The 22604-nt window shown below is 71.8% G+C and carries 22 protein-coding genes, 1 tRNA gene and 1 pseudogene; 9 read left to right on the top strand and 15 right to left on the bottom strand.

Annotated features, from left to right (window positions below; genetic code table 11):
- Positions 1 to 53 precede the first annotated feature (53 nt).
- From FHU34_RS17175 to FHU34_RS17165, 3 genes are all read left to right on the top strand, one after another.
- Positions 54 to 935, top strand: coding sequence for a universal stress protein (locus FHU34_RS17175; protein ID WP_145781717.1), 882 nt, complete (start codon positions 54 to 56; stop codon positions 933 to 935).
- Between the two features lie 72 nt (positions 936 to 1007).
- Positions 1008 to 1220, top strand: a complete 213-nt coding sequence (locus FHU34_RS17170; RefSeq protein ID WP_088989541.1) for a phosphatidylethanolamine-binding protein — start codon at positions 1008 to 1010, stop codon at positions 1218 to 1220.
- Complete coding sequence (locus tag FHU34_RS17165) at positions 1217 to 1693, top strand: hypothetical protein (RefSeq protein WP_145781715.1); 477 nt, start codon at positions 1217 to 1219, stop codon at positions 1691 to 1693. Before FHU34_RS17170 ends, FHU34_RS17165 begins: the two co-directional genes overlap by 4 nt.
- Here the strand turns inward: FHU34_RS17165 and FHU34_RS17160 are convergent, their stop codons facing one another.
- Positions 1694 to 1897 carry a hypothetical protein gene (locus FHU34_RS17160; protein WP_088989539.1) on the bottom strand — a complete coding sequence of 68 codons (204 nt, stop codon included), beginning with the start codon at positions 1895 to 1897 and terminating at the stop codon, positions 1694 to 1696.
- Positions 1898 to 2033: 136 nt separating this feature from the next.
- Here FHU34_RS17160 and FHU34_RS17155 point away from each other — a divergent pair, with 136 nt between their 5' ends.
- Positions 2034 to 2684 carry a hypothetical protein gene (locus FHU34_RS17155; protein WP_145781713.1) on the top strand — a complete coding sequence of 217 codons (651 nt, stop codon included), beginning with the start codon at positions 2034 to 2036 and terminating at the stop codon, positions 2682 to 2684.
- A gap of 4 nt (positions 2685 to 2688) precedes the next feature.
- Here FHU34_RS17155 and FHU34_RS17150 read toward each other — a convergent pair whose 3' ends face one another.
- The 10 genes from FHU34_RS17150 to FHU34_RS17105 form a co-directional block, all read right to left on the bottom strand.
- Entirely contained in the window at positions 2689 to 2874 is a 186-nt protein-coding gene (locus FHU34_RS17150) for a hypothetical protein (RefSeq protein WP_036410487.1), read from the bottom strand.
- A 72-nt stretch (positions 2875 to 2946) separates the two neighbouring features.
- Complete coding sequence (locus tag FHU34_RS17145) at positions 2947 to 4224, bottom strand: hemolysin family protein (RefSeq protein ID WP_145781711.1); 1278 nt, start codon at positions 4222 to 4224, stop codon at positions 2947 to 2949.
- Positions 4225 to 4304: 80 nt separating this feature from the next.
- Entirely contained in the window at positions 4305 to 4502 is a 198-nt protein-coding gene (locus tag FHU34_RS17140; protein WP_145781709.1) for a hypothetical protein, read from the bottom strand.
- 43 nt (positions 4503 to 4545) lie between these two features.
- Positions 4546 to 6300 carry a selenocysteine-specific translation elongation factor gene (gene selB / locus FHU34_RS17135; protein ID WP_145781707.1) on the bottom strand — a complete coding sequence of 585 codons (1755 nt, stop codon included), beginning with the start codon at positions 6298 to 6300 and terminating at the stop codon, positions 4546 to 4548.
- Positions 6301 to 6302: 2 nt separating this feature from the next.
- Entirely contained in the window at positions 6303 to 7607 is a 1305-nt protein-coding gene (selA, locus tag FHU34_RS17130; protein WP_145781705.1) for an L-seryl-tRNA(Sec) selenium transferase, read from the bottom strand.
- 22 nt (positions 7608 to 7629) lie between these two features.
- A tRNA-Sec gene (locus FHU34_RS32985) sits at positions 7630 to 7725 on the bottom strand.
- Between the two features lie 38 nt (positions 7726 to 7763).
- Positions 7764 to 8948, bottom strand: a complete 1185-nt coding sequence (gene nrfD, locus FHU34_RS17125; protein WP_145781703.1) for an NrfD/PsrC family molybdoenzyme membrane anchor subunit — start codon at positions 8946 to 8948, stop codon at positions 7764 to 7766.
- The gene (locus FHU34_RS17120; RefSeq protein ID WP_145781700.1) at positions 8945 to 9940 is read right to left on the bottom strand and encodes a 4Fe-4S dicluster domain-containing protein; all 996 of its coding nucleotides are present in this window, start codon (positions 9938 to 9940) and stop codon (positions 8945 to 8947) included. Before FHU34_RS17120 ends, nrfD begins: the two co-directional genes overlap by 4 nt.
- Entirely contained in the window at positions 9888 to 13160 is a 3273-nt protein-coding gene (gene fdh, locus FHU34_RS17115) for a formate dehydrogenase (RefSeq protein WP_280116488.1), read from the bottom strand. The genes FHU34_RS17120 and fdh overlap by 53 nt, the downstream gene beginning before the upstream one ends.
- A gap of 689 nt (positions 13161 to 13849) precedes the next feature.
- A complete protein-coding gene (locus FHU34_RS17105; RefSeq protein WP_145781693.1) occupies positions 13850 to 14416 on the bottom strand; it encodes a hypothetical protein in 567 nt (188 codons plus the stop codon).
- Between the two features lie 838 nt (positions 14417 to 15254).
- Between FHU34_RS17105 and FHU34_RS17100 the strand changes: the two genes are divergently transcribed.
- Entirely contained in the window at positions 15255 to 15596 is a 342-nt protein-coding gene (locus tag FHU34_RS17100; protein ID WP_145781691.1) for a hypothetical protein, read from the top strand.
- Complete coding sequence (locus FHU34_RS17095) at positions 15593 to 16252, top strand: nucleotidyl transferase AbiEii/AbiGii toxin family protein (RefSeq protein ID WP_145781689.1); 660 nt, start codon at positions 15593 to 15595, stop codon at positions 16250 to 16252. The genes FHU34_RS17100 and FHU34_RS17095 overlap by 4 nt, the downstream gene beginning before the upstream one ends.
- 71 nt (positions 16253 to 16323) lie before the next feature.
- Here FHU34_RS17095 and FHU34_RS34255 read toward each other — a convergent pair whose 3' ends face one another.
- Entirely contained in the window at positions 16324 to 16755 is a 432-nt protein-coding gene (locus tag FHU34_RS34255; protein ID WP_425280533.1) for an SDR family oxidoreductase, read from the bottom strand.
- A gap of 76 nt (positions 16756 to 16831) precedes the next feature.
- Positions 16832 to 17089, bottom strand: a pseudogene (locus FHU34_RS34250) (SDR family NAD(P)-dependent oxidoreductase); the annotation flags it as partial.
- A gap of 221 nt (positions 17090 to 17310) precedes the next feature.
- Here FHU34_RS34250 and FHU34_RS17085 point away from each other — a divergent pair.
- Positions 17311 to 19101 (top strand): bifunctional metallophosphatase/5'-nucleotidase, encoded by a 1791-nt coding sequence (locus tag FHU34_RS17085; RefSeq protein ID WP_145781687.1) that lies wholly within the window; start codon positions 17311 to 17313, stop codon positions 19099 to 19101.
- A 54-nt stretch (positions 19102 to 19155) separates the two neighbouring features.
- On the opposite strand, the gene FHU34_RS32980 is transcribed toward FHU34_RS17085, so the two are convergent.
- Positions 19156 to 19329, bottom strand: a complete 174-nt coding sequence (locus FHU34_RS32980; RefSeq protein WP_167524833.1) for a hypothetical protein — start codon at positions 19327 to 19329, stop codon at positions 19156 to 19158.
- Between the two features lie 79 nt (positions 19330 to 19408).
- Positions 19409 to 20566, bottom strand: a complete 1158-nt coding sequence (locus FHU34_RS17080; protein WP_145781685.1) for a geranylgeranyl reductase family protein — start codon at positions 20564 to 20566, stop codon at positions 19409 to 19411.
- 235 nt (positions 20567 to 20801) lie between these two features.
- Between FHU34_RS17080 and FHU34_RS17075 the strand changes: the two genes are divergently transcribed.
- Positions 20802 to 21038 (top strand): hypothetical protein, encoded by a 237-nt coding sequence (locus FHU34_RS17075; RefSeq protein WP_030491902.1) that lies wholly within the window; start codon positions 20802 to 20804, stop codon positions 21036 to 21038.
- An 85-nt stretch (positions 21039 to 21123) separates the two neighbouring features.
- Positions 21124 to 22557 carry an MFS transporter gene (locus FHU34_RS17070; protein WP_145781682.1) on the top strand — a complete coding sequence of 478 codons (1434 nt, stop codon included), beginning with the start codon at positions 21124 to 21126 and terminating at the stop codon, positions 22555 to 22557.
- Positions 22558 to 22604: the final 47 nt, after the last annotated feature.

The raw sequence follows: 22604 nt of genomic DNA, 5'->3' as shown, positions 1-22604 counted from the left end.
CGACGCGGAGGCGTCTGAGCCCGCGATACTGACCGCGGGCGGGAGGTGGGGCGGTGAACTCGGCGAACAACGCTGCGGTGGTGGTCGGCGTGGACGGCTCGGAGCCGGCGCTGCGGGCCGTACGCCTCGCCGCCACCGAGGCCGCGCGGCGGCACCGACCGCTGCGGGTCGTGCACGGGTTCATCTGGCCGCTGCTGCACGTGCCGGTCTCCCCCGCCCCGGGCGCGCCGCCCGGGGGTGGGCTACGCCACGGGGCCGAGGAACTGGTCAAGGCGGCGGTGGCCGAGGCCGAGGCGACCGTGCCCGGGCTGTCGATCTCCGGTGAGATCATCGACGGCGAGGCCGCCGCCGTGCTGGTGGGTGAGTCCACCACCGCCGCGCTCATCGTGCTCGGTGACCGTGGCCTGGGCGGCTTCTCGGCGCTGGTGGTCGGCTCGGTCGCCGTGCAGGTCGCCGCGTACGCCGACTGTCCGGTGCTGGTGGCCCGCGGCGCGCAACGGCCCGACGAGCCGGTGCTGGCCGCGGTGGACGGCTCGGAGGCCTCCCGCGTGGCGGCCGACTTCGCCGCGGAGACCGCCGTGTCCCGCGGTGTGCCACTGGTGGCGATGCACGCCTACCGGCATCCCGGCAGCAGCGGCCCCGGCGACATGCAACCCCTGGTGTACGACGAGGCGAAGCTGCACGGCGAGCAGGAGCGGATGCTCGCCGGCTGGCTGACCGGGCTGACCGAGCGCCACCCGACGGTACGGCTGACCTGCCGGGCAGTACGCGGACGAACGGGCAGCGTGCTCGCCGACGCGTCCCGCGCCGCCCAACTGGTGGTGGTGGGTGGGCAGGGGCGCGGCGAGGTGACCGGGTTGCTGCTGGGGTCGGTGAGCCAGTCGCTGCTGCACCACGCGCAGTGCCCGGTCGCCGTGGTCCGCGCGCCCCAGTGACCCGGGGTTGGCCCGCCGGCAGACGGGTAGACGGCCGCGGTACGCCCAGACCGCCGACGAAGGAGGCAGCAGATGCCAGGACCACGGCCGGGCAGTAACGCGTACGACAAGCAGCGGGCGCGGTTGCGCAACGCGATCGACGACTCCGGACGCCGGGTGCCCGACGGCAAGGCCAACCAGGTCGCGAACCGGATCCTGCAGGAGGATCGCGGCCAACGAGGCGTGGTACGGGGCGACCGCACGTACGGGCCGAAGAGTGAGCGCGAACCGGGCGACCCGAAGTGAGAAGGGTCGACGTGGCCGACGGCGCCATCGCGGGCGCCGTCGGGAGCACCGCGTTGAACGTGGTGAGCTACCTCGACATGGCGCTTCGGGGGCGACCGGAGAGCGATGTCCCGCAGGAGACCGTCGACAAGCTGGCCGGGTTCGCCCACCTGGATCTGGGGTCCGGGGACCGGAGGGCCAACCGCCGCTCCGGCCTCGGGCCCCTGATCGGTTACGGGCTCGGTATCGCCGCGGGTGTCGCGTTCGCGCTCTACGCCGGTGATCGGCGTCAACCACTGCCGGTGGCCACCGGCCTGCTCGGCGCCGGTGTGATGACCATGACGGACGGATCGATCACCGCGCTCGGGCTCAGTGACCCGCGCACCTGGCGGCGCTCCGACTGGATCTCCGACATCGTTCCGCACCTCGCGTACGGACTGACGGCCGCCGCCACCTGGAACAGGTTGCGGCGGCCGTCCGGTCGCGGTCGCTGATCAGCGGGTGTCGCTGTCGTCCTCGGCCACCGGCTCACCGGCCGGGCCGTACGGCGACACCTGCCCCCTGGGCACCGGTCGACCGGCGTCGCCGCGCGACGTGCCACGGTTGGCCGGGTGTCCGCCCGGGGCGGGGCCCTTGTTGTCCTGGCTGGTCGCGCCCAGCGCGTTGCGGCGGAGCTCCTGCTGCTGCGGGTTCGTCACGGGGTGTCTCCCTTCCAGGTACGGCAGGCGGCATCGACCGCCTCCACCGTCGGCATACCCGTCCGCCCCGGGGGCATTCCGGCCCCGGAGCGTCGGCGGGACGGCTAGCCGGTCCCAAACCGGGTACCCGGTCGGTGTGGGCAACGACCGAACGGTGGTGCGGGTCCTGCTGGACCGGCGCGGCCGCACGTACGCGGAGGAGGCCGGGATCCGGCTCTCCGACCGACCTGGACCGCTGTACCAGTTGCTGGTGCTGACCACCCTGCTGAGCACTCGGATCCGGGCGTGCGTGGCGGTGGACGCCGCGCGGGAGCTGTTCGCGGCGGGCTACCGCACGCCCCAGGCGATGGAGGCGGCCAGTTGGCAGCAGCGCGTCGACGCGCTGGGTCGGGGTCACTACCGCCGTTACGACGAGCGGACAGCCACCATGCTCGGCACCGGGGCCCGGCTGTGCCTGGACCGCTGGCACGGTGACCTGCGACGGCTGCACCGCGAGGCCAAGGGTGACCCGGTCGGCCTGCGCCGGCGGCTCACCGAGTTCCCCGGCATCGGTCCCACCGGTGCGGACATCTACCTGCGCGAAGCTCAGACGGTCTGGTCGGACGTGCGCCCGTACGCCGACCGTCGGGCCCTGGCCGGGGCGAAGCGGCTGGGTCTGCCGGGTTCCCCGGACCGGCTGGCCGGGCTCGTCGACGAACCGGACTTCGGCCGTCTCGCCTCGGCGCTGGTACGGGTGGCGCTCGGCGAGGAGTCGGCCGGCGAGGTCACCCGCGTCGCCGCCCGCTGAGCACTCACTTCACCGTCTTGTCTCCCGGGCGGGTCAGGTGCCACACCAGCAGGGCGGCGAGCAGCGCCAGGACCACCACCCCGCCGGAGATGCCACGGCCCTCCTCGGGGCTGCGGCCGGCGCTACCGAAGTAGATCACCGCGAGGCCGGCCAGCACCGTGACGAACGTACGCAACCCTCGGTCCTTCACGTATCGCACGGTAACCGGGCTCATCCGACTTTCATCCAGATTCGAGGCCTTTGTCCCCTGGTCGGGTGACGGTCAGCGATCGCTGACGAACCCGCGCAACCGCACCCGACGGACGGCCCGGTCGGCGACCTCCACGACCTCCAGGGTCAACCCGGGCAGGCGCACCGTCTCCCCCGCCTCGCAGGGCAGGTGCCGCAGCCGAGCCAGCACCAGACCCGCCACCGTCGTGTAGTCGCGGGACAACGGGAAACTCAGCCGCACCCCCAGGTCCGGCAGGTCGTGCAGGGGGAAGTCACCGGGCACCAGCAGGGACCCGTCCGGTTCCCGGACGACGCCGTGCACGTCCCGGTCGGTCTCGTCGTACAACTCGCCGACCACCTCGGCCAGCAGGTCCTCCATGGTGACCATGCCGTCGATGCCGCCGTGTTCGTCGACCACCAGGGCCAGTTGCTGGTGTTTCTGCCGGAGCTGCCGCAGCGCGTCGGCGACCGGCAGGGTCACCGGGAGCAGCAGCGGCGACCGGACCCGCTCGCCGACCGGGGCCGCGCCGGCCCGTACCAGGTCGCGGATGTGCACCACGCCTAGCACCTCGTCCAACCCTCCAGGACCGGTGACCGGGGCGCGGGACCGCCCGGCGGCGGCGAGCCGGCGAACCCCCTCGTCCGCGCCGAGGTCGGCCGGCAACGTCGTCACCTCCCGCCGGGCCACCAGGATCTCGCGAAGCGTGCGACCGGCGATGTCGAACGCCCCGGTCAGGATCTCCCGCTGCTGGGCGGACAGCCCGCGCTGGCTGGCCAGCATTTCCCGCAACTCCTCCTCGGTCATCTCCTCCCGGTTGGCCCGCGGGTCACCCCCGGCGAGCCGGACGACAGCGTCGGTGGCCCGACTGAGCAGCCACACCGCCGGCCGGGACACGCGGGCGAGCAGGTCCAGCGGGCCGGCGCTCAGCAGCGCCCACCGCTCCGCCCGCTGCATCGCCAGCCGCTTCGGGGCCAACTCGCCGAGCACCAGCGTGACGAACGTCAACAGCACCGTCACCAGCAGCACCGCGGCGGGACGCGCCGCGCCGCCGAGGAAACCCAACGGGCCGACCAGCGGCTCGGACAGCGACACCGCGGCCGCCGCCGACGCGAGGAAACCCGCCAGGGTGATGCCGAGCTGGATGGTGGCCAGGTAGCGGTTCGGGTCACGGGACAGCTGCACCAACCGGTCGCCGGAGCGGCTGCGCCGACCCAACCGCCGCAACTGCCCCTCGCGCAACGTCACCAGTGCCATCTCACTGCCGGAGAGCGCGGCGTTGACCAGCACGAGGACGGCCACCAGCGCCAACTGCCCGAGCTGGCCACCCATCGCGTACCCCCGTCCGCCGCCTGAGGTCACTCAACCGCAGCGCGGCCGGCTCCGGGTCCGGTTTACGGCCGCGCCCCCGCTCAGTCGACCTCCAGGTCGTCCAGCGAGATGGAGTGGGTCATCAGCCACCGGGCCAACGCCGTCATCCCGAACAGCCACAGCGGCACGGACTCCGTGGGCCCGTTGGTGGCGTAGATGGCGAAGCGCAGGTCCGGCGCGCGGTACGCCTCGATCCGCCACTGGTGCTGCCGGTCCCGCCAGACCGCGGAAGGGTCCATGGCGTCACCGTAGGCGACCGGAGTGGACCCGGGGGCCGGTTGCTCAGGTGACGACGATCCGGGCGTCGTCGGGCAGTCGTCGGGTCGCGCCGCGGCGGTCCAGCAGCTCCAGCAGGGGCACCGCCACCCGCCGGGTGGTGTCCAACGCCTGGCGGGCCGCGGAGAGCGTGAACGGCTGCGGCAGCCCCGCCAGCACCCGGACCGCGCCGTCGAGCGCGTCGGGCAGCAGCACCACGTTGTCGGCCAGCCGCAGCAGGGCGCCGGCCCGTACCGCGGCGCCGATCTCCCGGGGGCCCAGACCCAGGTCGACGAGGCGGTCCGCCTCGGGGGCGCGGAACGGACGGTCGCCGTACTCGGCGCGGACCCGCTGCACGGCCCGGGCCACCGGCTCCGGCAACGTGTCGACGCTCGCCGTCCCGACCCGCCCGGCGTGGATACGCAGCGGTGGCCGGACCAGCGCCTCGACCAGCACCCGGTCGGGCAGGGCGAGACGCTGGCGCAGCGCGTCCACCGGCATCCCCGGTTCCAACGGGTGCTCCTTGGCGTAACGGGCGACCTCCTCCGTCACCTGCTCGCCGAGCCGCTGCCAGTGCGCCGGGTCGGCCAACCAGTCACCGGCCACCGGGGCCGCATCCACCGGCACACCCATCCGGATCAACGTGCCGGCCCGGACCAGCCGACGGCGGCGCAACTCCCCGGCCAGGTCCGGACGACCGTCCAGCTCGGCCAGGACCTGCGCGCGGGCGGCGGCGGCACCCCGGCGGGCCAGCGGTGGCGGCGCCACGTCGAGCACCCGTACCCCACCTGTCACGTGGTGGCGGCCCGGGTCACGCAGCAACGCCCGGTCGCCCACCAACAGCGGCAACGGACGGGCCAACCGCAGCCGTACGGTGTCCGGGCCGAGCGGACGGACCCGTACCGGCACCGCCGCCGACCCGACGTGCAGGGTGAGGGTGGCCGGCAGGTCGGCCGCCGGGTCGCCGGTGAGTCGCACGTCGACGAGGTCGGTGCTGTGGAACCGGCCCGGGGTGAGCAGCGCGTCGCCACGGCCGAGCCGGTCACGGGGTGTACCGCGCAGGTTGACAGCCACCCGGGCCACCGCCGTCACCTCCGGTCGAGCCTCGCCCAGTGAGTGCAGGCCGCGTACCCGGACCGGTTCGTCGGCCCCGGCCACCTCCAACTCGTCGCCCACCCGCAGCCGTCCACCGCCGAGGGTGCCGGTGACCACGGTGCCACTGCCCCGCACGGTGAAGCTGCGGTCCACCCAGAGACGCACCGGGTCGTCGACCACCGGCGCGGGCAGTCCGGCGGCGAGCCGGTCCAGGGCGGCCCGCAGCTCCGGTAGGCCCGCGCCGGTCAGACCACTGACGGCCACCGCCGGCACCGCGCCGAGGCTGGTGGCCGCGATCTCGGCCCGGGCGCGAGCCGTGGCCGGCCCCGGGTCGGCAAGGTCCGCGCGGGTCACCGCCAGCAGGCCGTACGCGACACCGAGCGCGTCGAGCGCGGCCAGGTGCTCGGCGGACTGCGGCATCCACCCCTCGTCGGCGGCCACCACGATCAGCGCCGCCGGCACCGGGCCGACGCCGGCGAGCATGTTCGGCACGAACCGCTCGTGCCCGGGTACGTCGACGAAGGCGACAGTGCCGCCGGACGGCAGCGTCGTCCAGGCGAAGCCGAGGTCGATGGTCATCCCCCGGCGGCGCTCCTCGGCCCACCGGTCGGGTTCCATCCCGGTCAACGCCCGCACCAGTGTCGACTTGCCGTGGTCGACGTGCCCGGCGGTGGCGACGACGAACACGGTCAGTCGTCCCCGGGTACGCGCAGCACTGCCGCCCGGACCGCCTCGTCGGCGTCGGCGGGCACGCACCGCAGGTCGAGCAGGAGCCGACCCCGGACCACCCGCCCGAGCACCGGCTGCTCGCCGGTGCGCAGCGGCCCCGCGTACCGTTCGGGCAGGCTCAGCGCCCACGAGTCCAGCTCGACACCCGGTGCTCCGCCACCACCGACCACCGCGACGGCCGGCACCACCTCCGCCTTGCGGCCGTCCGCGCCGAGCCGGTCGCGGAGCCGCTCCACCCGGTTGCGCAGCGCACCGGGGTCGGCGTGCAGCGCGGCCCGGGTCGGTGTGTCCGGCTGGTGCACCGTCGCGGCCAGCGCGGCCAGGGTGAGCTTGTCCACCCGCAACGCCCGGGCCAGCGGGTGACGGCGCAGCTTCTCGACCAGCTCGACGTCACCGAGCAGCAGGCCCGCCTGCGGGCCGCCGAGCAGCTTGTCGCCGCTGGCCGTGACCAGCGCGGCGCCGGCGCGCAGGGTGGTGGCCGCGTCCGGTTCGTCGGGCAGCAGCGGATCCGCGGTGAGCAGACCGGAGCCGATGTCGGCCACCACCGGCACGCCGAGGGTGGCCAGTTGTCGCACCGGGGTCGCCGAGGTGAAGCCGGTGACCCGGAAGTTCGACGGGTGCACCTTGAGCACGAAGCCGGTCTGCGGGCCGAGGGCCGCGGCGTAGTCGGCGAGTGTGGTGCGGTTGGTCGTGCCCACCTCGCGCAGCCGCGCCCCGGTGCTCTCCAGCAGGTCGGGCAGCCGGAACCCGTCGCCGATCTCGACCAGCTCACCCCGGCTGACGACGATCTCCCGGCCGGCGGCCAACGCGGTGGCGGCCAGCACCAACGCGGCAGCACCGTTGTTGACCACGTGCGCGGCGTCCGCGTCGGGCACGGCGGCCGCCAGCGCGTCGAGGGCGTCGCGGCCACGACGGGCCCGCCGGCCGGTGGTCAGGTCCAGCTCCACGTCGGTGTGCCCGGCGGCGGCGACCACCGCGGCGACCGCGGCGGCGGACAGCGGCGCCCGGCCCAGGTTGGTGTGCAGCACGACACCTGTCGCGTTGAGCACCACGCGGGGCCCGGCCGCGGGCAGCGCGGCGACTGCCGCGTCGCGTGCCTCGTCGGGGCGCAGCTCACCACGGCGGACCCGCTCCTGCGCGCGGGCGACGACCGCCTTGACCCGGTCCCGGCCGAGCGTCGCGCTGGCGGCGGCCAGCCGAGGATCGGCGAGCAGCGTGTCGGTGCGGGGCACCTGCCGTCGCGGGTCCGTCGGCCCGTCACCCATGACGTCATCTCCTGCACTGGTTTGGCGGAGACGGACGGGAATCGAACCCGCCTGGCCCGGGTCCCGGACCACACCGGTTTTGAAGACCGGGAGGGGCACCAGCCGCCTGAACGCCTCCACCGGACATTCGATCACAGCGCGGGCACGACCGCCCGGTCAGGTGGAAGTTCCGCCATTGGTCCGCCGGGCTTCCACCCGCTCGCGCTGCGGCACCACCGTGTACCGGGGGTCGCGGGCCGAGGCGACACCGCCGTAGAAGATGCCGAACCGCGTCGCCACCGACGCGGCCAGCAACGCCACACCGGACAGCCCGCCGACCACGCGACTACGCCGGGCGAGCAGCGCACCGGCGACACCGCCGGCGGTGAGCAGCCGACCGGCGCGCAGCAGCCGACCGGGGCGGCCCAGCCGGTAGGGCTCGCTGAGCAGACCGAGACGGGTCTCCACCCGGTGCGCCCCGTACAACTCCAGGGCCGCGCCGGCCACCGCCATCCGCCGGGCCGGCCCGGCCTGGGCCGGCGGCGCGGCGAGCAGACCCACGCCCGCGCCGCTGGCTAGCGCGCTGCCCGCGAAGATGACCGGCAACTCGGGGTACGCCTCGTGCCACGACGGCACCGCCGTGTCGGCCAGCAACACCCCGGTGTACGTGGCCAGCGCGGGCGCGGTGCCGGCGGCGAGCAGCCCAGCGGCGTGCCCGACCGACGGCAACGCCCTACCGGCCAGCCCGAGCAGGCCGTGGCGTGGCAGCACACCGGCGACCTCGGCGATCGCGGCGACACCGGCGGCCGGCCCGTACGCGGTGAGGATCCAGGTGCCCATCGACATCGGCGAGGTCGGCTTGGCCACGCGCAGCATGTGGTGGAAGCGGGCCGGCCGGCCCAGGTCCTTGACGAGGAAGACGGCGCTGGCGCTGACGGCGGCCAGCGCGGTGACCCGCCCGGCACGACGCAACGCCGGCCGCCCGGTGAGCTGCCCACCGGCCGCGAGCAGCGACGACCCGGCCGCCAGGCCACCGGTGAACAGGTACGCGGCGATGTCCCACTTCCAGACCGGACCCTTGAGGATGGGCCGGCCGTAGTACGACGTGAACTCGGCCTCCGGGACCCGCAGCTCCTCGCCACCGCGCCCGCCGCGTCGGCGGCCCGGCCGCCGACTGGTGCCCCGCTGCGGCGGCGAGGTCACCTGCTGGCGGTCGCCGGCGTGAACCGCGGTGCCCGCCGGTCCGTCATCGTCCCCGGCCTCCGGCCGTGCCGGTAAGCCCGGGCGGTCGGAACCTTCGGCGGCCAGCCGGTCGCGGAAGCGACGGAACAGGTCACCCACCTCGGGGCGCTGCGAACTCACGAGGAACCTCCGACGAACGCGGCGACGGTGGCCGCCGCCATGGCCAGCGCCGCGAGACCGGCGCGTTTCCACATGGCCGGCAGGTCGCGGGTGGTCACGACTGGGTCCGGTGGCAGCCCGTACACCTCCGGCTCGTCGAGCAGCAGGAAGAACGCCCCGTCACCGCCGACGCCGTCGTTCGGGTCGTGCCCGTACAGCCGGGCCTCCGGCACACCCCGTTCGTGCAGGGTGTCCACCCGTGCGGCGGCCCGCTCCCGCAACTCATCCAGGGGCCCGTACTGGATCGACTCCGTCGGACACGCCTGCGCACACGCAGGCGTCATCCCCGCGCCCAACCGGTCGTAGCACAACGTGCACTTCCACGCCCGACCATCGTCCTTACGCTGATCGATCACCCCGTACGGACACGCCGAAATGCAGTAACCGCAACCGTTGCAGATGTCCTCCTGCACCACCACCGTCCCGAACTCCGTCCGGAACAACGACCCCGTCGGACACACGTCCAGACACGCCGCGTGCGTGCAGTGCTTGCAGACGTCCGACATCATCAACCACCGGAAATCGGTACGCCCCTCGACACCGGTGCCCCGACCCGGCGGCTGCGCACCCGGCATCCCCAGGAACTGCGGCCCCGCGCCCGAGGTGGTCGGCTCCCCGAGTACGTCGCCCGCCTGCGGTGCCTGACTCTTGGCCGGGCGGGGCTGCTCGATGAACGCCACGTGCCGCCACGAGTTCGCGGTCAACGCGCCCGTGTTGTCGTACGACATCCCGAGCAGGTCCAAGCCGCTCTCCGGCACACCGTTCCACTCCTTGCAGGCCACCTCACAGGCCTTGCAACCGATGCAGACACTCGTGTCGGTGAAGAACCCCATCCGCGGCGGCGCGTTCTCATAACCCGCGTCCGGCGCCGGGTCCAGCGGACCGTACAGGCTGTTCGGGTCAGGAAGCACCGCGCTCCTTCCCCTCGTCGTCGGTGGTGACCGCCGGAGCATTATGGCCCGGGGTGATCCCGGCGCGCCGCTGGTAGTCGGCGACCAGGTCCAGCAACGCCGGGCCGGTCGGACGACGGCCGGGCCGCACGTCGCAGGTGCCGACCTTGCTCTCCTGGATCAGCACGTTCGGGTCCAGGCTGATGCCGAACAGGTCGTTGGCCGAGTCACCGGTCACCAGACCCTCGAAACCGAAGTGGTACGGCAACCACACCTGGTGGATGATCCGGTCGTCCACCCGCAACGGGGTGAGCCGGTCGGTCACCAGCACCTTCGCCTCGATCACCGCCCGACCGCTGACCAGGTGCGCCCAGCCCAGATGCGTCAGACCGGCCTCGGTCGCGAGGTCCGGGGACACCTCGACGAACATCTCCGGCTGCAACTCGGCCAGCGGCGACACGGTCCGGCTCATCCCGCCGGCGGTGTGGTGCTCGGTGAGCCGGCTGACCGTGAACACGTACGGGAACACCTGACTGTGCTCCTGCGGTGGACTCGGGTTCACCGAGTTCACCGGATGCGCGTACATCTTGCGGGTCGGGTTGGCCTGCTGCCCGTAGAGCGGGTTACGCACCGGCGACTCCACCGGCTCGTAGTGCGTGGGCAGCGGGCCGTCCAGGACACCGCTCGGCGCGTACAGCCAGCCCTTGCCGTCGCCCTGCATGACGAACGGGTCGTCACCAGCGATGCCCTCAGGCCCGGACGCGCCGGCAGGCGGCCGGTACGACGGCGGTTTGGTCTTCTCGAAGTCCGGCACGTCGTAGCCGGTCCACTCGCCCTTCTCCGCGTCCCACCACACGTAACGCTTGCGCTCAGACCACGGGTTGCCGTCCGGGTCGGCGGAGGCACGGTTGTAGAGGATGCGCCGGTTCGCCGGCCACGCCCAACCCCACTCAGCGGCCACCCAGTCCTGTTCGTGTCGGGACTTGCGCCGGGCCGCCTGGTTGACGCCGTCCGCGTACACCCCGGTGTAGATCCAGCAGCCGACGGCGGTGGAACCGTCCGCGCGGGCCTCCGCGAAGCTGGACAGTGGACGGCCGGTCGCCGCGTCGTACCCGTTGATTTCCCGCAGCACCGCCTCGGCGCTCGGCTCCGCGCGCGGACCGTGCGTCGGGTAGTCCCAGGTGAGGTCGAGCAGCGCCCGATCCCGCGGCAGCGCCGAGTCGGCCAGCTTCTCCCGCAGCTTGAGGCCGAGGTGGTAGAAGAACCACAGCTCGGAGCGGGCGTCGCCTGGTGGCTCGACGGCCTTCTCCCGCCACTGCAACAACCGCTGCGTCTGGGTGAACGTGCCCTCCTTCTCCACGTGCGAGGCGGCAGGCAGGAAGAACACCTCCGTGCGGCACTCCTCCGGCACGATCTCGCCGGTGGTCACCTCGGGGCCGTTCTGCCAGAACGTGGCACTTTCGATCATGAACAGGTCCCGGACGACCAACCAGTCCAGGTTGGCCATGCCCAGCCGCTGCGCCCGGCCGTGCGCCGAACCGACCGCCGGGTTCTGACCGAGCAGGAAGTACCCCTTGACCTTCCCGTCGATCATGTTGAGCACCTGCTGGTACGTGCCGTGGTCCCCGGTCAGCCGGGGTAGGTAGCCGTAGCAGAAGTCGTTCTCCGGCGTCGCCGCGTCACCCCAGTACGCCTTCAACAGGCTGGCCGCGAACGACCGAGCGTTGCCCCAGAAACCCTTCTGGCCCGGGTGCCGGATGCTGTCCACCCACTCGTCGAAGGTCGGGTGGTCGGCGTGGTGCGGCATCGGCAGGTAACCGGGCAGCAGGTTGAACAACGTCGGGATGTCGGTCGACCCCTGGATGCTGGCGTGCCCCCGCAGGGCCATCACCCCGCCACCCGGGCGACCCATGTTGCCCAGCAACAACTGGATGATCGCGCCCGTGCGGATGTACTGCACACCCACACTGTGCTGCGTCCACCCCACCGAATAGATCAGCATGCCGGTGCGCTCCCGGCCGGAGTTCGCCGTCCACGCCCGGGCCAACTCCAGGAACAGCTCCTGCGGGATGCCGCAGACCCGCTCCACCATCTCCGGGGTGTAGCGGGCGAAGTGCCGCTTGAGGATCTGGTAGACGCACCGCGGATGCTGCAACGTCTCGTCCCGCCGGGTCTGCCCGCCGACCGGCGCGCCGTGCGACTCGTGCGTCAGCCCTGAGGCGCTGTCCCGTTCCTGGGCGGTGTGCCCACTGCCCGACGAATCCTCGTGCCCCTCGTACTGCCAGCTGTCCTGCACGTAGGTGCCGGTCTCCGGGTCGAAGCCGGAGAAGAAGCCGTCGCCGTCCTCGGTGTCGCTGAACTCCTCGCTGACGATCGTCGCGGCGTTGGTGTACGACAGCACGTACTCCCGAAAGTCCAACTCGTTGTCCAGGATGTACCGCACCACCCCACCGAGCAGCGCGATGTCGGTGCCCGCCCGGATCGGCAGGTACGTGTCAGCGACAGCGCTGGTGCGGGTGAAGCGCGGGTCGACGTGGAACACCTTCGCGCCTCGGCGCTTGGCCTCCATCACCCACTGGAAACCCACCGGGTGCGCCTCGGCCATGTTCGAACCCTGAATGACGATGACGTCAGCGTTGGCGATGTCCTGCTGGAAGTCCGTCGCACCGCCACGACCGAAGCTGGCCCCCAGACCGGGGACGGTGGCGGAGTGTCAAATACGGGCCTGGTTCTCGATCTGGAGCGCCCCCATCGCGGTGAACAACTTCTTGATGAGGTAGTTCTCCTCGTTGTCCAGCGTCGCCCCACCCAGGCTGGAGAACCCCAGCGTCCGGTTGAGCGGCCGGCCCTGCGTGTCGACGTCCTCCCAGGTCTGCTCGCGGGCCGCGAGCATCCGGTCGGCAATCATGTCGAGCGCGGTGTCGAGCTCCAGATCCTCCCACTGCGTCGAGTACGGACGGCGGTAACGAACCTTCGTCTGCCGCAACGGGCTGGTCACCAGGCTCTTACTGGCCGAACCCTTCGGGCAGAGCCGACCCCGCGAGATCGGGCTGTCCGGGTCCCCCTCGATCTGACTGACCTGCCCGTCCTTGACGAACACCCGCTGCCCACAACCCACAGCGCAGTACGGACAGATCGAACGAGCCACGCTGTCGGCGTCCTCGGTACGAGCGGTGAGCGCGCGGGACCCGGCCGACTTCGCCGCCGCGCCCCGGCCCAGCGGATCGATGCCGGTGAGCTGCCGGTAGACCGGCCAACCCTCGATGAAGGTCCGCAACCCCATACCCGACACCCCCTCCCACGCGAGCGACCACATGAACATAGGCCAGTTGAGACATGTTCGCGAGTGGGGCTTACAAGACAGCGCCGCCCCCGGCGTTGTGGGCCGGGGGCGGCGCTGGTGTCGGTGTGCAGGTCGCCTCTCGGCGAGTGGCACGACGCGGCTCCAGCCGAACGGTATTCCGCGAGGGCAATATAGGTGAGGCCCGGGGACACTGAGTCACACCGACACCCTCCACAACCAGCCCGACCCCGACCTTGTTCCCGGGTTCCCGGCGTCCCGGTTCCCGCCGCACGACGCCACGGCGTACCGGGCGGCAGGCCCACCGCACTGCGCGGTCCGCGGCACAGCGCGGTCCGCGACCTCGGCCGCGCGGGCACCACGGATTGGCTGCCTGCCTGTCGGTGTCGGACCAACTGACGCGCACACGACCAGGCACCCCGAACTGTCTGACTGCCGCCGTATGACCGCACGACCGTCCGGCCCCGGGCAGAGCCATGCCGAAGCGCACTGTCGCGTCGCGCCAGGACCCCGAATCGTGAGATCTTGGACAGTTTCCGTTACGCGTGAACGGAAACTGTCCAAGATCTCGGGATGGATGGGCCCGCCGCCGCCTTCGCGTGGCGGTGGATATGCCGCTGGCCGGCACCCGTTGTGGGTGCCGGCCATCGGTCGGATGGTTTCGGTGGGGGTCAGCTGTTCCAGTACTGGCCGACCAGGTCGGTGGCCTGCTGCTCCCACTGGGCGTAGGCGTCGGGGTAGGCGGAGACCTGGACGGTCTGCGCGGCGTCGGTCAGGGGCATGTCCTGCCACCCGTCGACCTGGCGGAGGCCCTTGAGGAACGCGGTGGTGGAGTAGGCCGGGTCGGTGATCTGCTCCGGCGTGCCCCAACCACTGGACGGGCGCTGCTGGAACAGGCCCAACGAGTCATGGTCGTTGGCGTCGCCGAGGTGGCCGAGGTTCTCCAGCTTCGACTCCTGCAGGCTCGTCGCGATCGAGATCACCGCGGCCCGCTCCGGGAGACCGGCCTTCTTCGTCGCGGCGATGATCGCCTTCACGTTGGCCGTCTGCTCGCCGTTCACCGTGATGTGCGACTGCTCGCCCTGCGGCTTCGGCGCCGCCGACTGCACCGCGACAGCAACAGGCTTCGCGTCCACAGCCGGGGTCGCGGCGTGGGCGGCGATCGGACCGGCGAACACACCACCGGCAAACGCCAGACCAGCAACAGACAGCACACTCTTACGCATGATCGTGTTCATGGGGGAAGCTCCTTCGGGGGTAAGAACACCCGACTCAGTGGGCACGGGTGTGAGCACCTCGTCCGGCGCTGCAAAAAGTCTTAGGGGTTCATCGGCGGCCTGCGAACGGGGGCTCGCGGCGCCGGGTCCCTGTGTAACGACCCGGGGACCGAGGTCATTCCGGGGTCGTGGCACCCGGTGAAGCGGGGTGCCGGACGGGGCGGGGTCCAGATGTAACCACCCCAGGCCGGGGACCATTCCCGGGGGCGGACCATCGCGCCGACAGGCCGTGGTCCTGCCATCGTCAGGGTGTGTAACGACCCCGACCCGGCCACGATTCCGGCCGAGATGTGCCGCCGACCACACGTCGACACCACCCAAACGGAACAAACCACACGGACCAACCCGACCCCAGGCACCACACCACCCAGGCCGGCGGGCAGAACACCCCCAGCTCACGCATGATCCACACGACCTCGGCGATGTGGGGGCATCCGAGAGGGTTTGATACCGCGACTTCGCCGAAACGGAGTCGATCAAGGCGCGCGGGTGAGCCAATGCCGACAAACCGGACCCGCGTAACGCCTGGATGCAGACCAGCGAGCACCCTCAGGACAGGACACCCGCGCGGAGCTGACACCACGCCCACCCAGGGCGCACGGACGACACGGCGCACAGACAGCGCGGCACACAGACGACGCGGCCCCGAACGACGCGGCCCACGGACAGCGGCGGCCCACGGACAGCGCCCGTGCAACGCGGCCGCTTAGGCCCTCGCGAGCGGCTCCCCCGACCGGCCCTGGAGCGTGTAGGGATCGTCCTGAGCGACACCGGCTCCGGTGGGCGTTACCCTGACACCATGCAGGCCGTCTCCCCCACCGTGACCGGCGTGGCCTTCCTGGCCCGGCCCGGTCGTCCTGCCGTGGTGGCGAGAACGCTCGCCGAGCTGGCCGGCCCCACGCGCGGGGTGGTCGAGTTGCCCGTGCGGTTGATGTGGAATGCCGAGCGCACCTTCGACCTCGGGGACCCTGACCAGCTCCTCTGGATGTACGAGAACGTGCTCCGCGAGACCACCCGCGCCGAGGACCTGCGCGCCCTCATCAACGGGCGCACGCTTCGGCGGGTGTGGCGACTGCTCAACCTGCCCCGCGGCGTACGCCAGGCGTGGGAGAGCCGCCACCGCGGCCTGCGCGCGGCGTGACCGAGCCGCATCTGCACGAGTTCTATCGGGAGGTCGCCCGGGTGGCGCTCACCGCCGCCGGGCCGTACCGGTTCGTGTTGGGGGGCGGTGTCGCCTGGGCGGCGCACGGGTTGGTCGCCCGTCCGACGGAGGACGTCGACCTCTTCGCGGACGTGGAGGGTGCCGCCGCGGCGGCGTCCACCGGTGTGCGGGTGGCACTGGAGCGCGCCGGCTTCCTCGTCAGCGACGCCGACCCCGACGGGGATCTCGCTGAGCTGTTCGACGGGTACGAGCAGGACATGAAGGACTTCGTGGTGAGCCGCGACGGCCGGCAGATCCGGTTGAGCCTCGCCCGGTTGGACCGCCAGCAGAGCCCAGTGGTGATGGACCTCGGCCCGGTGATGGACGTACGCGACCTGGTGGCCAACAAGATCGCGGCGTTGGTCAACCGGCGGGAGGTCCGTGACTTCATCGACGTGGCGGCGGCGTTGGAGCACTACGACGTGACCGAGCTGTTGATGCTGGCACGGCAGGTCGACCCGGCCCTCGATCCGGCGGACGTGCGTGCCGCCGGGCGTTACCTGGACCGGCTGTCGGAGCAGCGGTTCGGTCGTTACGGTCTGAGCGCCGCCGACGTCGCCCAGGTCCGGCGGCGCTTCGCCACCTGGCCGCGCTGACCGCCGGACCGCACGCGGGACGAGCCGCACCCGGGGCGGGCACCGGAAGCAGCAACCGCCCAAGCGGCGGATCACTTCGTCGGCCGACCGCCCGTGACGCCCAGGATCTCGCCGGTCACGTAGCTGGACTCCTGCGAGGCGAAGAAGACGTACGCGGGTGCGAGCTCCGCGGGCTGTCCGGGGCGACCCTCCGGGGTGTCGGTGCCGAACTGCTTCACCTTCTCCTCCGGCATGGTGGCCGGGATCAGCGGCGTCCAGACCGGGCCGGGTGCGACCGCGTTGACCCGGATGCCCTGCTCGGCCAGGTCGGCGGCGAGCGCGTAATCCAGCAACTGCGGCGACGGGTTGAACGCCTGGATCGACGCCGTGTTGATGATCGCCGCGCCCTCGGTGAGGTGCGGGACGGCCGCCTTGCAGAGCCAGAACATCGCATACAGATTGGTCTTGAGCACCCGGTCGAACTGCTCGGTGGTGATCCCGAGGATCCCCTGGTCCTGCGACATCTGGTAAGCCGCGTTTGTTGACGAGGATGTCCAGGCCGCCCAGGTCGCGTACCGCCCGATCGACCAGCTCCTGACAGTGCGACTCGTCGGTGATGTCACCGCGTACCGCGACGCCCCGCCGGCCGGCCTGCTCGACCAGGCGAATCGTCTCCCGGGCGTCGGAGTCCTCCTCCTCGTCGAGATACGAGATGAGGACGTCCGCGCCCTTCCGGGCGAAGGCGATGGCGACCGCCCGGCCGATCCCCGAGTCACCGCCGGTGATCAGCGCCCGCTTGCCGTCGAGCTTGCCGCTGCGCCGGTACGACTCTTCCCCGTGGTCCGGCTTCGGGTTCATCTGCGCGGTCGAGCCGGCGCGGACTGCTGCTGTGCGGGCTGACCCGACTGCCCGCCGTACTGGCTGGTCGGGGAGCGGTGGCTCGCCCCCGTCCGCCCTACCCCCCGTGGACCTGTGGAAACCACAGCAACGGTCGGGGCTGACGTGGCGGGAGTGTCCGCTGGTGGTTATGGTGCGCGAGGCGCCCACGAAGCGCGTCCACCCCCATGGAAAGGCACGTCATGACCTCTCCCTCCGGCCCGTCGCGTCGTCAGGTGCTCGTCGCCGCCGCGGCGGCGGCGACCGCCCCGCTGATCGCCGCCGCGCCCGCGCAGGCGGCCGGCGCGGCCCGGTCACGCACCTGGGACCTCACCCTCCTGGGCACGTCGGACACCCACGGCAACGTCTACAACTGGGACTACTACCGCGACGCCGAGTACGACGACAGCAAGAAGAACGACATCGGCGTCGCGAAGTTGGCGACCCTGATCAACCAGATCCGTCGGGAGCGGCGCGGCAAGGCGACGCTGGTGCTCGACGCCGGCGACACCATCCAGGGCACTCCCCTGGCGACGTACTACGCCAAGCAGGAACCGATCACGGCCACCGGGGAGAAGCACCCGATGGCCCGGGCGATGAACGTCATCGACTACGACGCGGTGACGCTGGGCAACCACGAGTTCAACTACGGGCTGCCGTTGCTGGACCTGTGGATCCGCCAGCTCGGCTTCCCGGCGCTCGCCGCGAACGCCGTCAACGCGAAGACCGGCAAGCCGGCCTTCCTGCCGTACGTCATCAAGAAGGTCTCCCTCGGTTTCGGCGCGCCCACCCTGCGGGTCGGCATCCTGGGGCTGACCAACCCCGGTGTGGCCATCTGGGACAAGGGCAACGTCGAGGGCAAGCTGCGTTTCGACGACATGGTCGCGACCGCCGCGAAGTGGGTGCCGGTCATGCGGGCCCGGGGTGCGGACGTCGTGCTGATCTCCGCTCACGGCGGTGACAGCGGCACCTCCAGCTACGGCCCGGAGCTGCCGAACGAGAACCCGGTGGCGTTGATCGCCCAGCAGGTGCCGGGGATCGATGCGATCCTGTTCGGTCACGCGCACAACGAGGTGGTCGAACGGTTCGTCACCAACGAGCGGACCGGTGCCCAGGTGCTGCTCTCCGAGCCGTCCAAGTGGGGCCAGCGGCTCACCCGGATGGACTTCACCCTCACCCGCGAGCGTGGCCGGTGGGCGATCACCAAGAAGGCCGCCACCATGCTGAACACGAACACGGTGGTCGAGGACCCGAAGGTGCTCGCGGCGGTGCGGGCCCAACACACCAAGACGGTGGCGTACGTCAACCAGGTGGTAGCGCAGTCCACTGTCGAGCTGTCGGCGGCGGAGTCCCGGTACAAGGACACGCCGATCCTGGACTTCATCAACCACGTGCAGACCGAGGTCGTCGGCGCGGCCCTGGCCGGCACCACGTACGCGGACCTGCCGGTGCTGTCGATTGCGGCGCCGTTCAGCCGTACCGCAGTCTTCCCCGCCGGGGACGTCAAGATCCGCGACGTGGCCGGCCTGTACGTGTACGACAACACCCTCGAAGCAGTGGTGCTCAGCGGAGCCGAGGTGCGCGCGTACCTGGAGTACTCGGCGAAGTACTTCCGGACCCTCGCCCCGGGCGCACCGGTCGACCCGGAGCAGATCAGCGACCCGGCGGTGCCGGACTACAACTACGACGTCTTCTCCGGCGTGGACTACGACATCGACATCTCCCGGCCGGTCGGGCAGCGGATCACCCGCCTGGTGCTCGCCGGCACCGACACCCCCGTGGCCGACAACGCACAGTTCGTGGTGGCGGTGAACAACTACCGGCGCAGCGGCGGCGGCAACTTCCCCGGCATCGTGAAGACGCAGGTCTACAACGCGCAGCAGGAGATCCGTCAGCTGCTCATCGACTGGGCGCAGGCCAAGGGGACGATCGACCCGGCCGACTTCTTCCAGCCCAACTGGCGGCTGGTACGCGAGGGCGTGCCGGTCTTCTGATCGCACAGCACGGACGGGCCGTGGGTGGCGACACCTGCGGCCCGTCTGCTGTTGTCAGCCCTGCACGTTCCAGCGGACCGGGTCCTCGGCCTTCTCCGGGCGGTCCCGCCCGGGATCGGTCTCGGTCAGGGCCACCCGTTCGTCGGGACGGACAGCAGGCGGCAACTCCCCGAACCGGATGTGGCGCAGGAACGCGTACTCGTCATCGGTGAACGGTTGCTCGGCCATCGGCACCTCCCGCTTCCCCTGTCATTGTCCAACGAGCCGGTCGTTCCAGACCAGCACCGCGCACACCCTGTAAGGCGTCCTAGGATCCTGGGAGAACGGCTGTGGGCCGGCGCGGCGTGGGTAGTCGGTCCAGCACGGCGAGGGCGGCCCGGATGGACCGACGTCGCAGCATCTCGTCGAAGCTCGCCCGCCCCTGGCAGAACTGCACGAACATCCGCCAGCCCGGCGGAGTCGCCAACAGGGCGTGGAACACGTCCGGGCGGCGGGTGAACACGTCCAACAGCCGGAACCCCGCCCGCATCTCCGGCACCAGCCGTGCGGCGACCGCCCGTTCGTACCCGACCAGGTCACCGTCGGCGACCGCCGCGCCGGCCAACCCGCCGGACCGCAACGCGAAGCTGATGCCCTCTCGGCTCCACGGCTCCAACAACCCCGCCGCATCCCCCACGACCAGCACCCGGCCGTTGCGCAACGGTGAATCCTCCGCACGGCACCGGGTCAGGTGCCCGGAATCGTGCTCTGCCGGCAACCCGGTCAACCCCAACCGGTCGATGAACCGCCGCAGGTACTCCCGGGTTCCCTCCCCCGCTCCCCGACCGGCGATCACACCGACGGTCAACCGGTCACCCTTCGGGAAAACCCAGGCGTACGAGCCCGGCATGTCGCCCCAGTCCAGCAGCAACCGCCCCCGCCACCGCTCCTGCTCCGCCGGGGGCACCGGGATCTCCAACTCCAGCCCCAGGTCCACCTGCCGGTACCGGACCCCGACGTGCCGGGCGGTCACCCCTGACGAACCATCGGCGCCGATCACCGTCCGGGCCGCGATCGTCGTACCGTCGGCCAGCCGCAGGCGTACCCCCTCGGGATCCTGCTCGATCGCGCGGACCGCGTCCCGCTCACGCATCTGCGCGCCGGCGGCGACCGCCGCCTCGCGCAGCCGGTCGTCGAACTCCTCGCGACGCACCATCGTCACGACCGGAGCGTCGTTGCGGCGGGTGAACTCCCGGCGGCCATCGCGGGTGAACGTGACACGGTCCACCCGGTCGTGCGCGGGCACCTCGATCCGATCCGCGACTGCCGCGAGGGAGGTGCCGATCAGGCCACCGCCGCAGGTCTTGTACCGCGGGTGCTCGGCCCGCTCGACGACAAGTGTGGAGACACCGGCACGGGCAGCGGCGTGTGCCGCGGACAGCCCGGCGGGGCCGGCGCCGACGACGACGAGGTCCCAGACGATCACGAGAGCAGCCTAGCCGTGTGTCGAAGTCCTCGGTCGAGCCGAGGCGGAGTCCAGGCGGAGTCCAGGCGGCGGCCGGCCGCAGGCCGGCCCAGGACTTCGACACACGGCTTCGGCACTACCGGACCGCGACAGCCGGACCCGCCGACCGCCCGATCGGGTGCGCATCTTCGGTCACCGACGGGGTAACCGGCGCACGGCAGCCGCCACGCGATGGCGGACGAACGGAGGAGGAACCATGCAGCAGGTGCAACTGTCGGAGGCCGAGCAACGGGTGTACCAGGCGGTCACCACCCTGGAGGCACGCGGGCAGGTGCCGTACCCGGACCTGATCGCCGAGGAATCCGGGTTGACCGAGGAGCAGGTCGGGAGTCCCCTGCACCTGCTCACCGAGAAGGGCCTGCTGCACCGCGAGGACTCACCGATGGCGGGTCTCGACTTCGGCCCCCGGTTCTGCGCCCGCCAGATGGCGTGACGGGCAGGATCCCACGAGACGGTTCGCCCCCCGCTGACCCGGGTAGCGGTCAGAGATGCGCGATCAACGGTCATCGGGGGGCACGATGAGCGCGGCGCAGCCGGTGACGGCGGCCGAGAACCGGCGGCGCTGGCAGGCCGTCGGCGTCGGCCTGGTCGCCGCGTTCATGACGCTGCTCGACGTCAGCATCGTCAACGTCGCGGTGCCGTCCATCGACCGTGCGCTGCACGCCTCGCCGAGCGACCTGCAGTGGGTTCTCTCCGGGTACGCGCTCACCTTCGGCCTGGCACTGGTCCCCGCCGGTCGCTTCGGCGACGCCCGAGGCCGGCGCAACGCGTTCGTCTTCGGTATCGCCCTGTTCACGATCACCAGCGCACTCGCCGGCCTCGCCACCTCACCGACCTGGCTGGTCGCCACCCGACTCCTTCAGGGCGCCGCCGCCGGCATCGTCAACCCGCAGGTTATCGGGCTCATCCAACAACTGTTCCGCGGTCCGGAACGGGCCCGCCCCTTCGGGCTGCTCGGCGCCACCATCGGCATCTCCACAGCGGTCGGGCCATTGCTCGGCGGACTGCTCATCGCCATCGGCGGCGAGGAACACGGGTGGCGCTGGGTCTTCTTCGTCAACGTGCCGGTCGGCATCCTCGCGGTGATCCTCGGCTGGCGTCTGCTGCCCGGCCGCCCCGCCGGTCAACCCGGCTGGCGTCAACTCGACCCCGTCGGTGTTCTGCTCCTCGGGGTGGGCGTGGTGCTGGTCCTGCTCCCACTCGTGCAGGAACAGCAGTGGGAGACACCCTGGAAGTGGGCGCTCATCCCGATCGGCCTGGCCGTGCTGGTCGTCTTCGGGCTGTGGGAGCGGCGGTACGAACGCCACCACCAACCCCTGTTCGACCTCCGGCTGTTCAGCCTCCAGTCGTACACACTGGGCTCACTGCTGGCGCTTGTCTACTTCGGCGGCTTCACCGCGATCTTCTTCATCTTCACCCTGTTCCTCCAGATGGGTCTCGGCTACAGCGCGCTCGTCGCCGGCCTGGCCATCACCCCGTTCGCCCTGGGCTCGGCGGCCGCCGCCGTCCTCGGTGGCCGCATCGTCAACCGCCTCGGCCGACCGTTGGTCGCCATCGGCCTGTTCACAGTGGTGGTCGGGCTGGCCGCGACGGTGGTCGCGCTACGCCTGGCACCGGACGCCCCGGCACCCTGGGTCGCCGCCGGCCCACTACTCGTCGCGGGCATCGGCAGTGGACTGGTCATCGCCCCCAACCAGACGATCACCCTCTCCGAAGTGCCGGTGGCGCAGGCCGGCAGCGGCGCGGGCATGCTCCAGACCGGCCAGCGGATCGGTGCCGCGGCCGGCATCGCCGCCGTCGGCTCGATGTTCTTCTCGTCGCTGGCCGACACCCGTGGCGACTGGACCACCGCCTTCGAGCGGTCCCTCATACTGGCCACCGGCATCATCGGGCTCGCGCTGATCTGCGCCCTGATCGACATCGTCCGCAGCCGCAACCACCAGGACAACTGATTCGGGTACGCCGATGGCCGGCACCCGTTGTGGGGTGCCGGCCAGCG

The organism is Micromonospora taraxaci (assembly GCF_007830095.1).
In the GTDB taxonomy this organism is placed as follows: domain Bacteria; phylum Actinomycetota; class Actinomycetes; order Mycobacteriales; family Micromonosporaceae; genus Micromonospora; species Micromonospora taraxaci.
The sequence above is the reverse complement of the archived record's forward strand: the minus strand, read 5'-3'. Positions and strand labels throughout refer to the sequence as shown.

Excerpts from the sequence above, each read along its gene's own strand:
- FHU34_RS17170 (WP_088989541.1), top strand. The coding sequence starts at position 1,008 with ATGCCAGGACCACGGCCGGGCAGTAACGCGTACGACAAGCAGCGGGCG.
- FHU34_RS17145 (WP_145781711.1), bottom strand. The coding sequence starts at position 4,224 with ATGGGTGGCCAGCTCGGGCAGTTGGCGCTGGTGGCCGTCCTCGTGCTG.
- FHU34_RS17140 (WP_145781709.1), bottom strand. The coding sequence starts at position 4,502 with ATGGACCCTTCCGCGGTCTGGCGGGACCGGCAGCACCAGTGGCGGATC.
- selA (WP_145781705.1), bottom strand. The coding sequence starts at position 7,607 with ATGGGTGACGGGCCGACGGACCCGCGACGGCAGGTGCCCCGCACCGAC.
- FHU34_RS17120 (WP_145781700.1), bottom strand. The coding sequence starts at position 9,940 with ATGCTCCGGCGGTCACCACCGACGACGAGGGGAAGGAGCGCGGTGCTT.
- FHU34_RS17105 (WP_145781693.1), bottom strand. The coding sequence starts at position 14,416 with ATGAACACGATCATGCGTAAGAGTGTGCTGTCTGTTGCTGGTCTGGCG.
- FHU34_RS17100 (WP_145781691.1), top strand. The coding sequence starts at position 15,255 with ATGCAGGCCGTCTCCCCCACCGTGACCGGCGTGGCCTTCCTGGCCCGG.
- FHU34_RS34255 (WP_425280533.1), bottom strand. The coding sequence starts at position 16,755 with ATGTCGCAGGACCAGGGGATCCTCGGGATCACCACCGAGCAGTTCGAC.
- FHU34_RS17085 (WP_145781687.1), top strand. The coding sequence starts at position 17,311 with ATGACCTCTCCCTCCGGCCCGTCGCGTCGTCAGGTGCTCGTCGCCGCC.
- FHU34_RS32980 (WP_167524833.1), bottom strand. The coding sequence starts at position 19,329 with ATGGCCGAGCAACCGTTCACCGATGACGAGTACGCGTTCCTGCGCCAC.
- FHU34_RS17075 (WP_030491902.1), top strand. The coding sequence starts at position 20,802 with ATGCAGCAGGTGCAACTGTCGGAGGCCGAGCAACGGGTGTACCAGGCG.
- FHU34_RS17070 (WP_145781682.1), top strand. The coding sequence starts at position 21,124 with ATGAGCGCGGCGCAGCCGGTGACGGCGGCCGAGAACCGGCGGCGCTGG.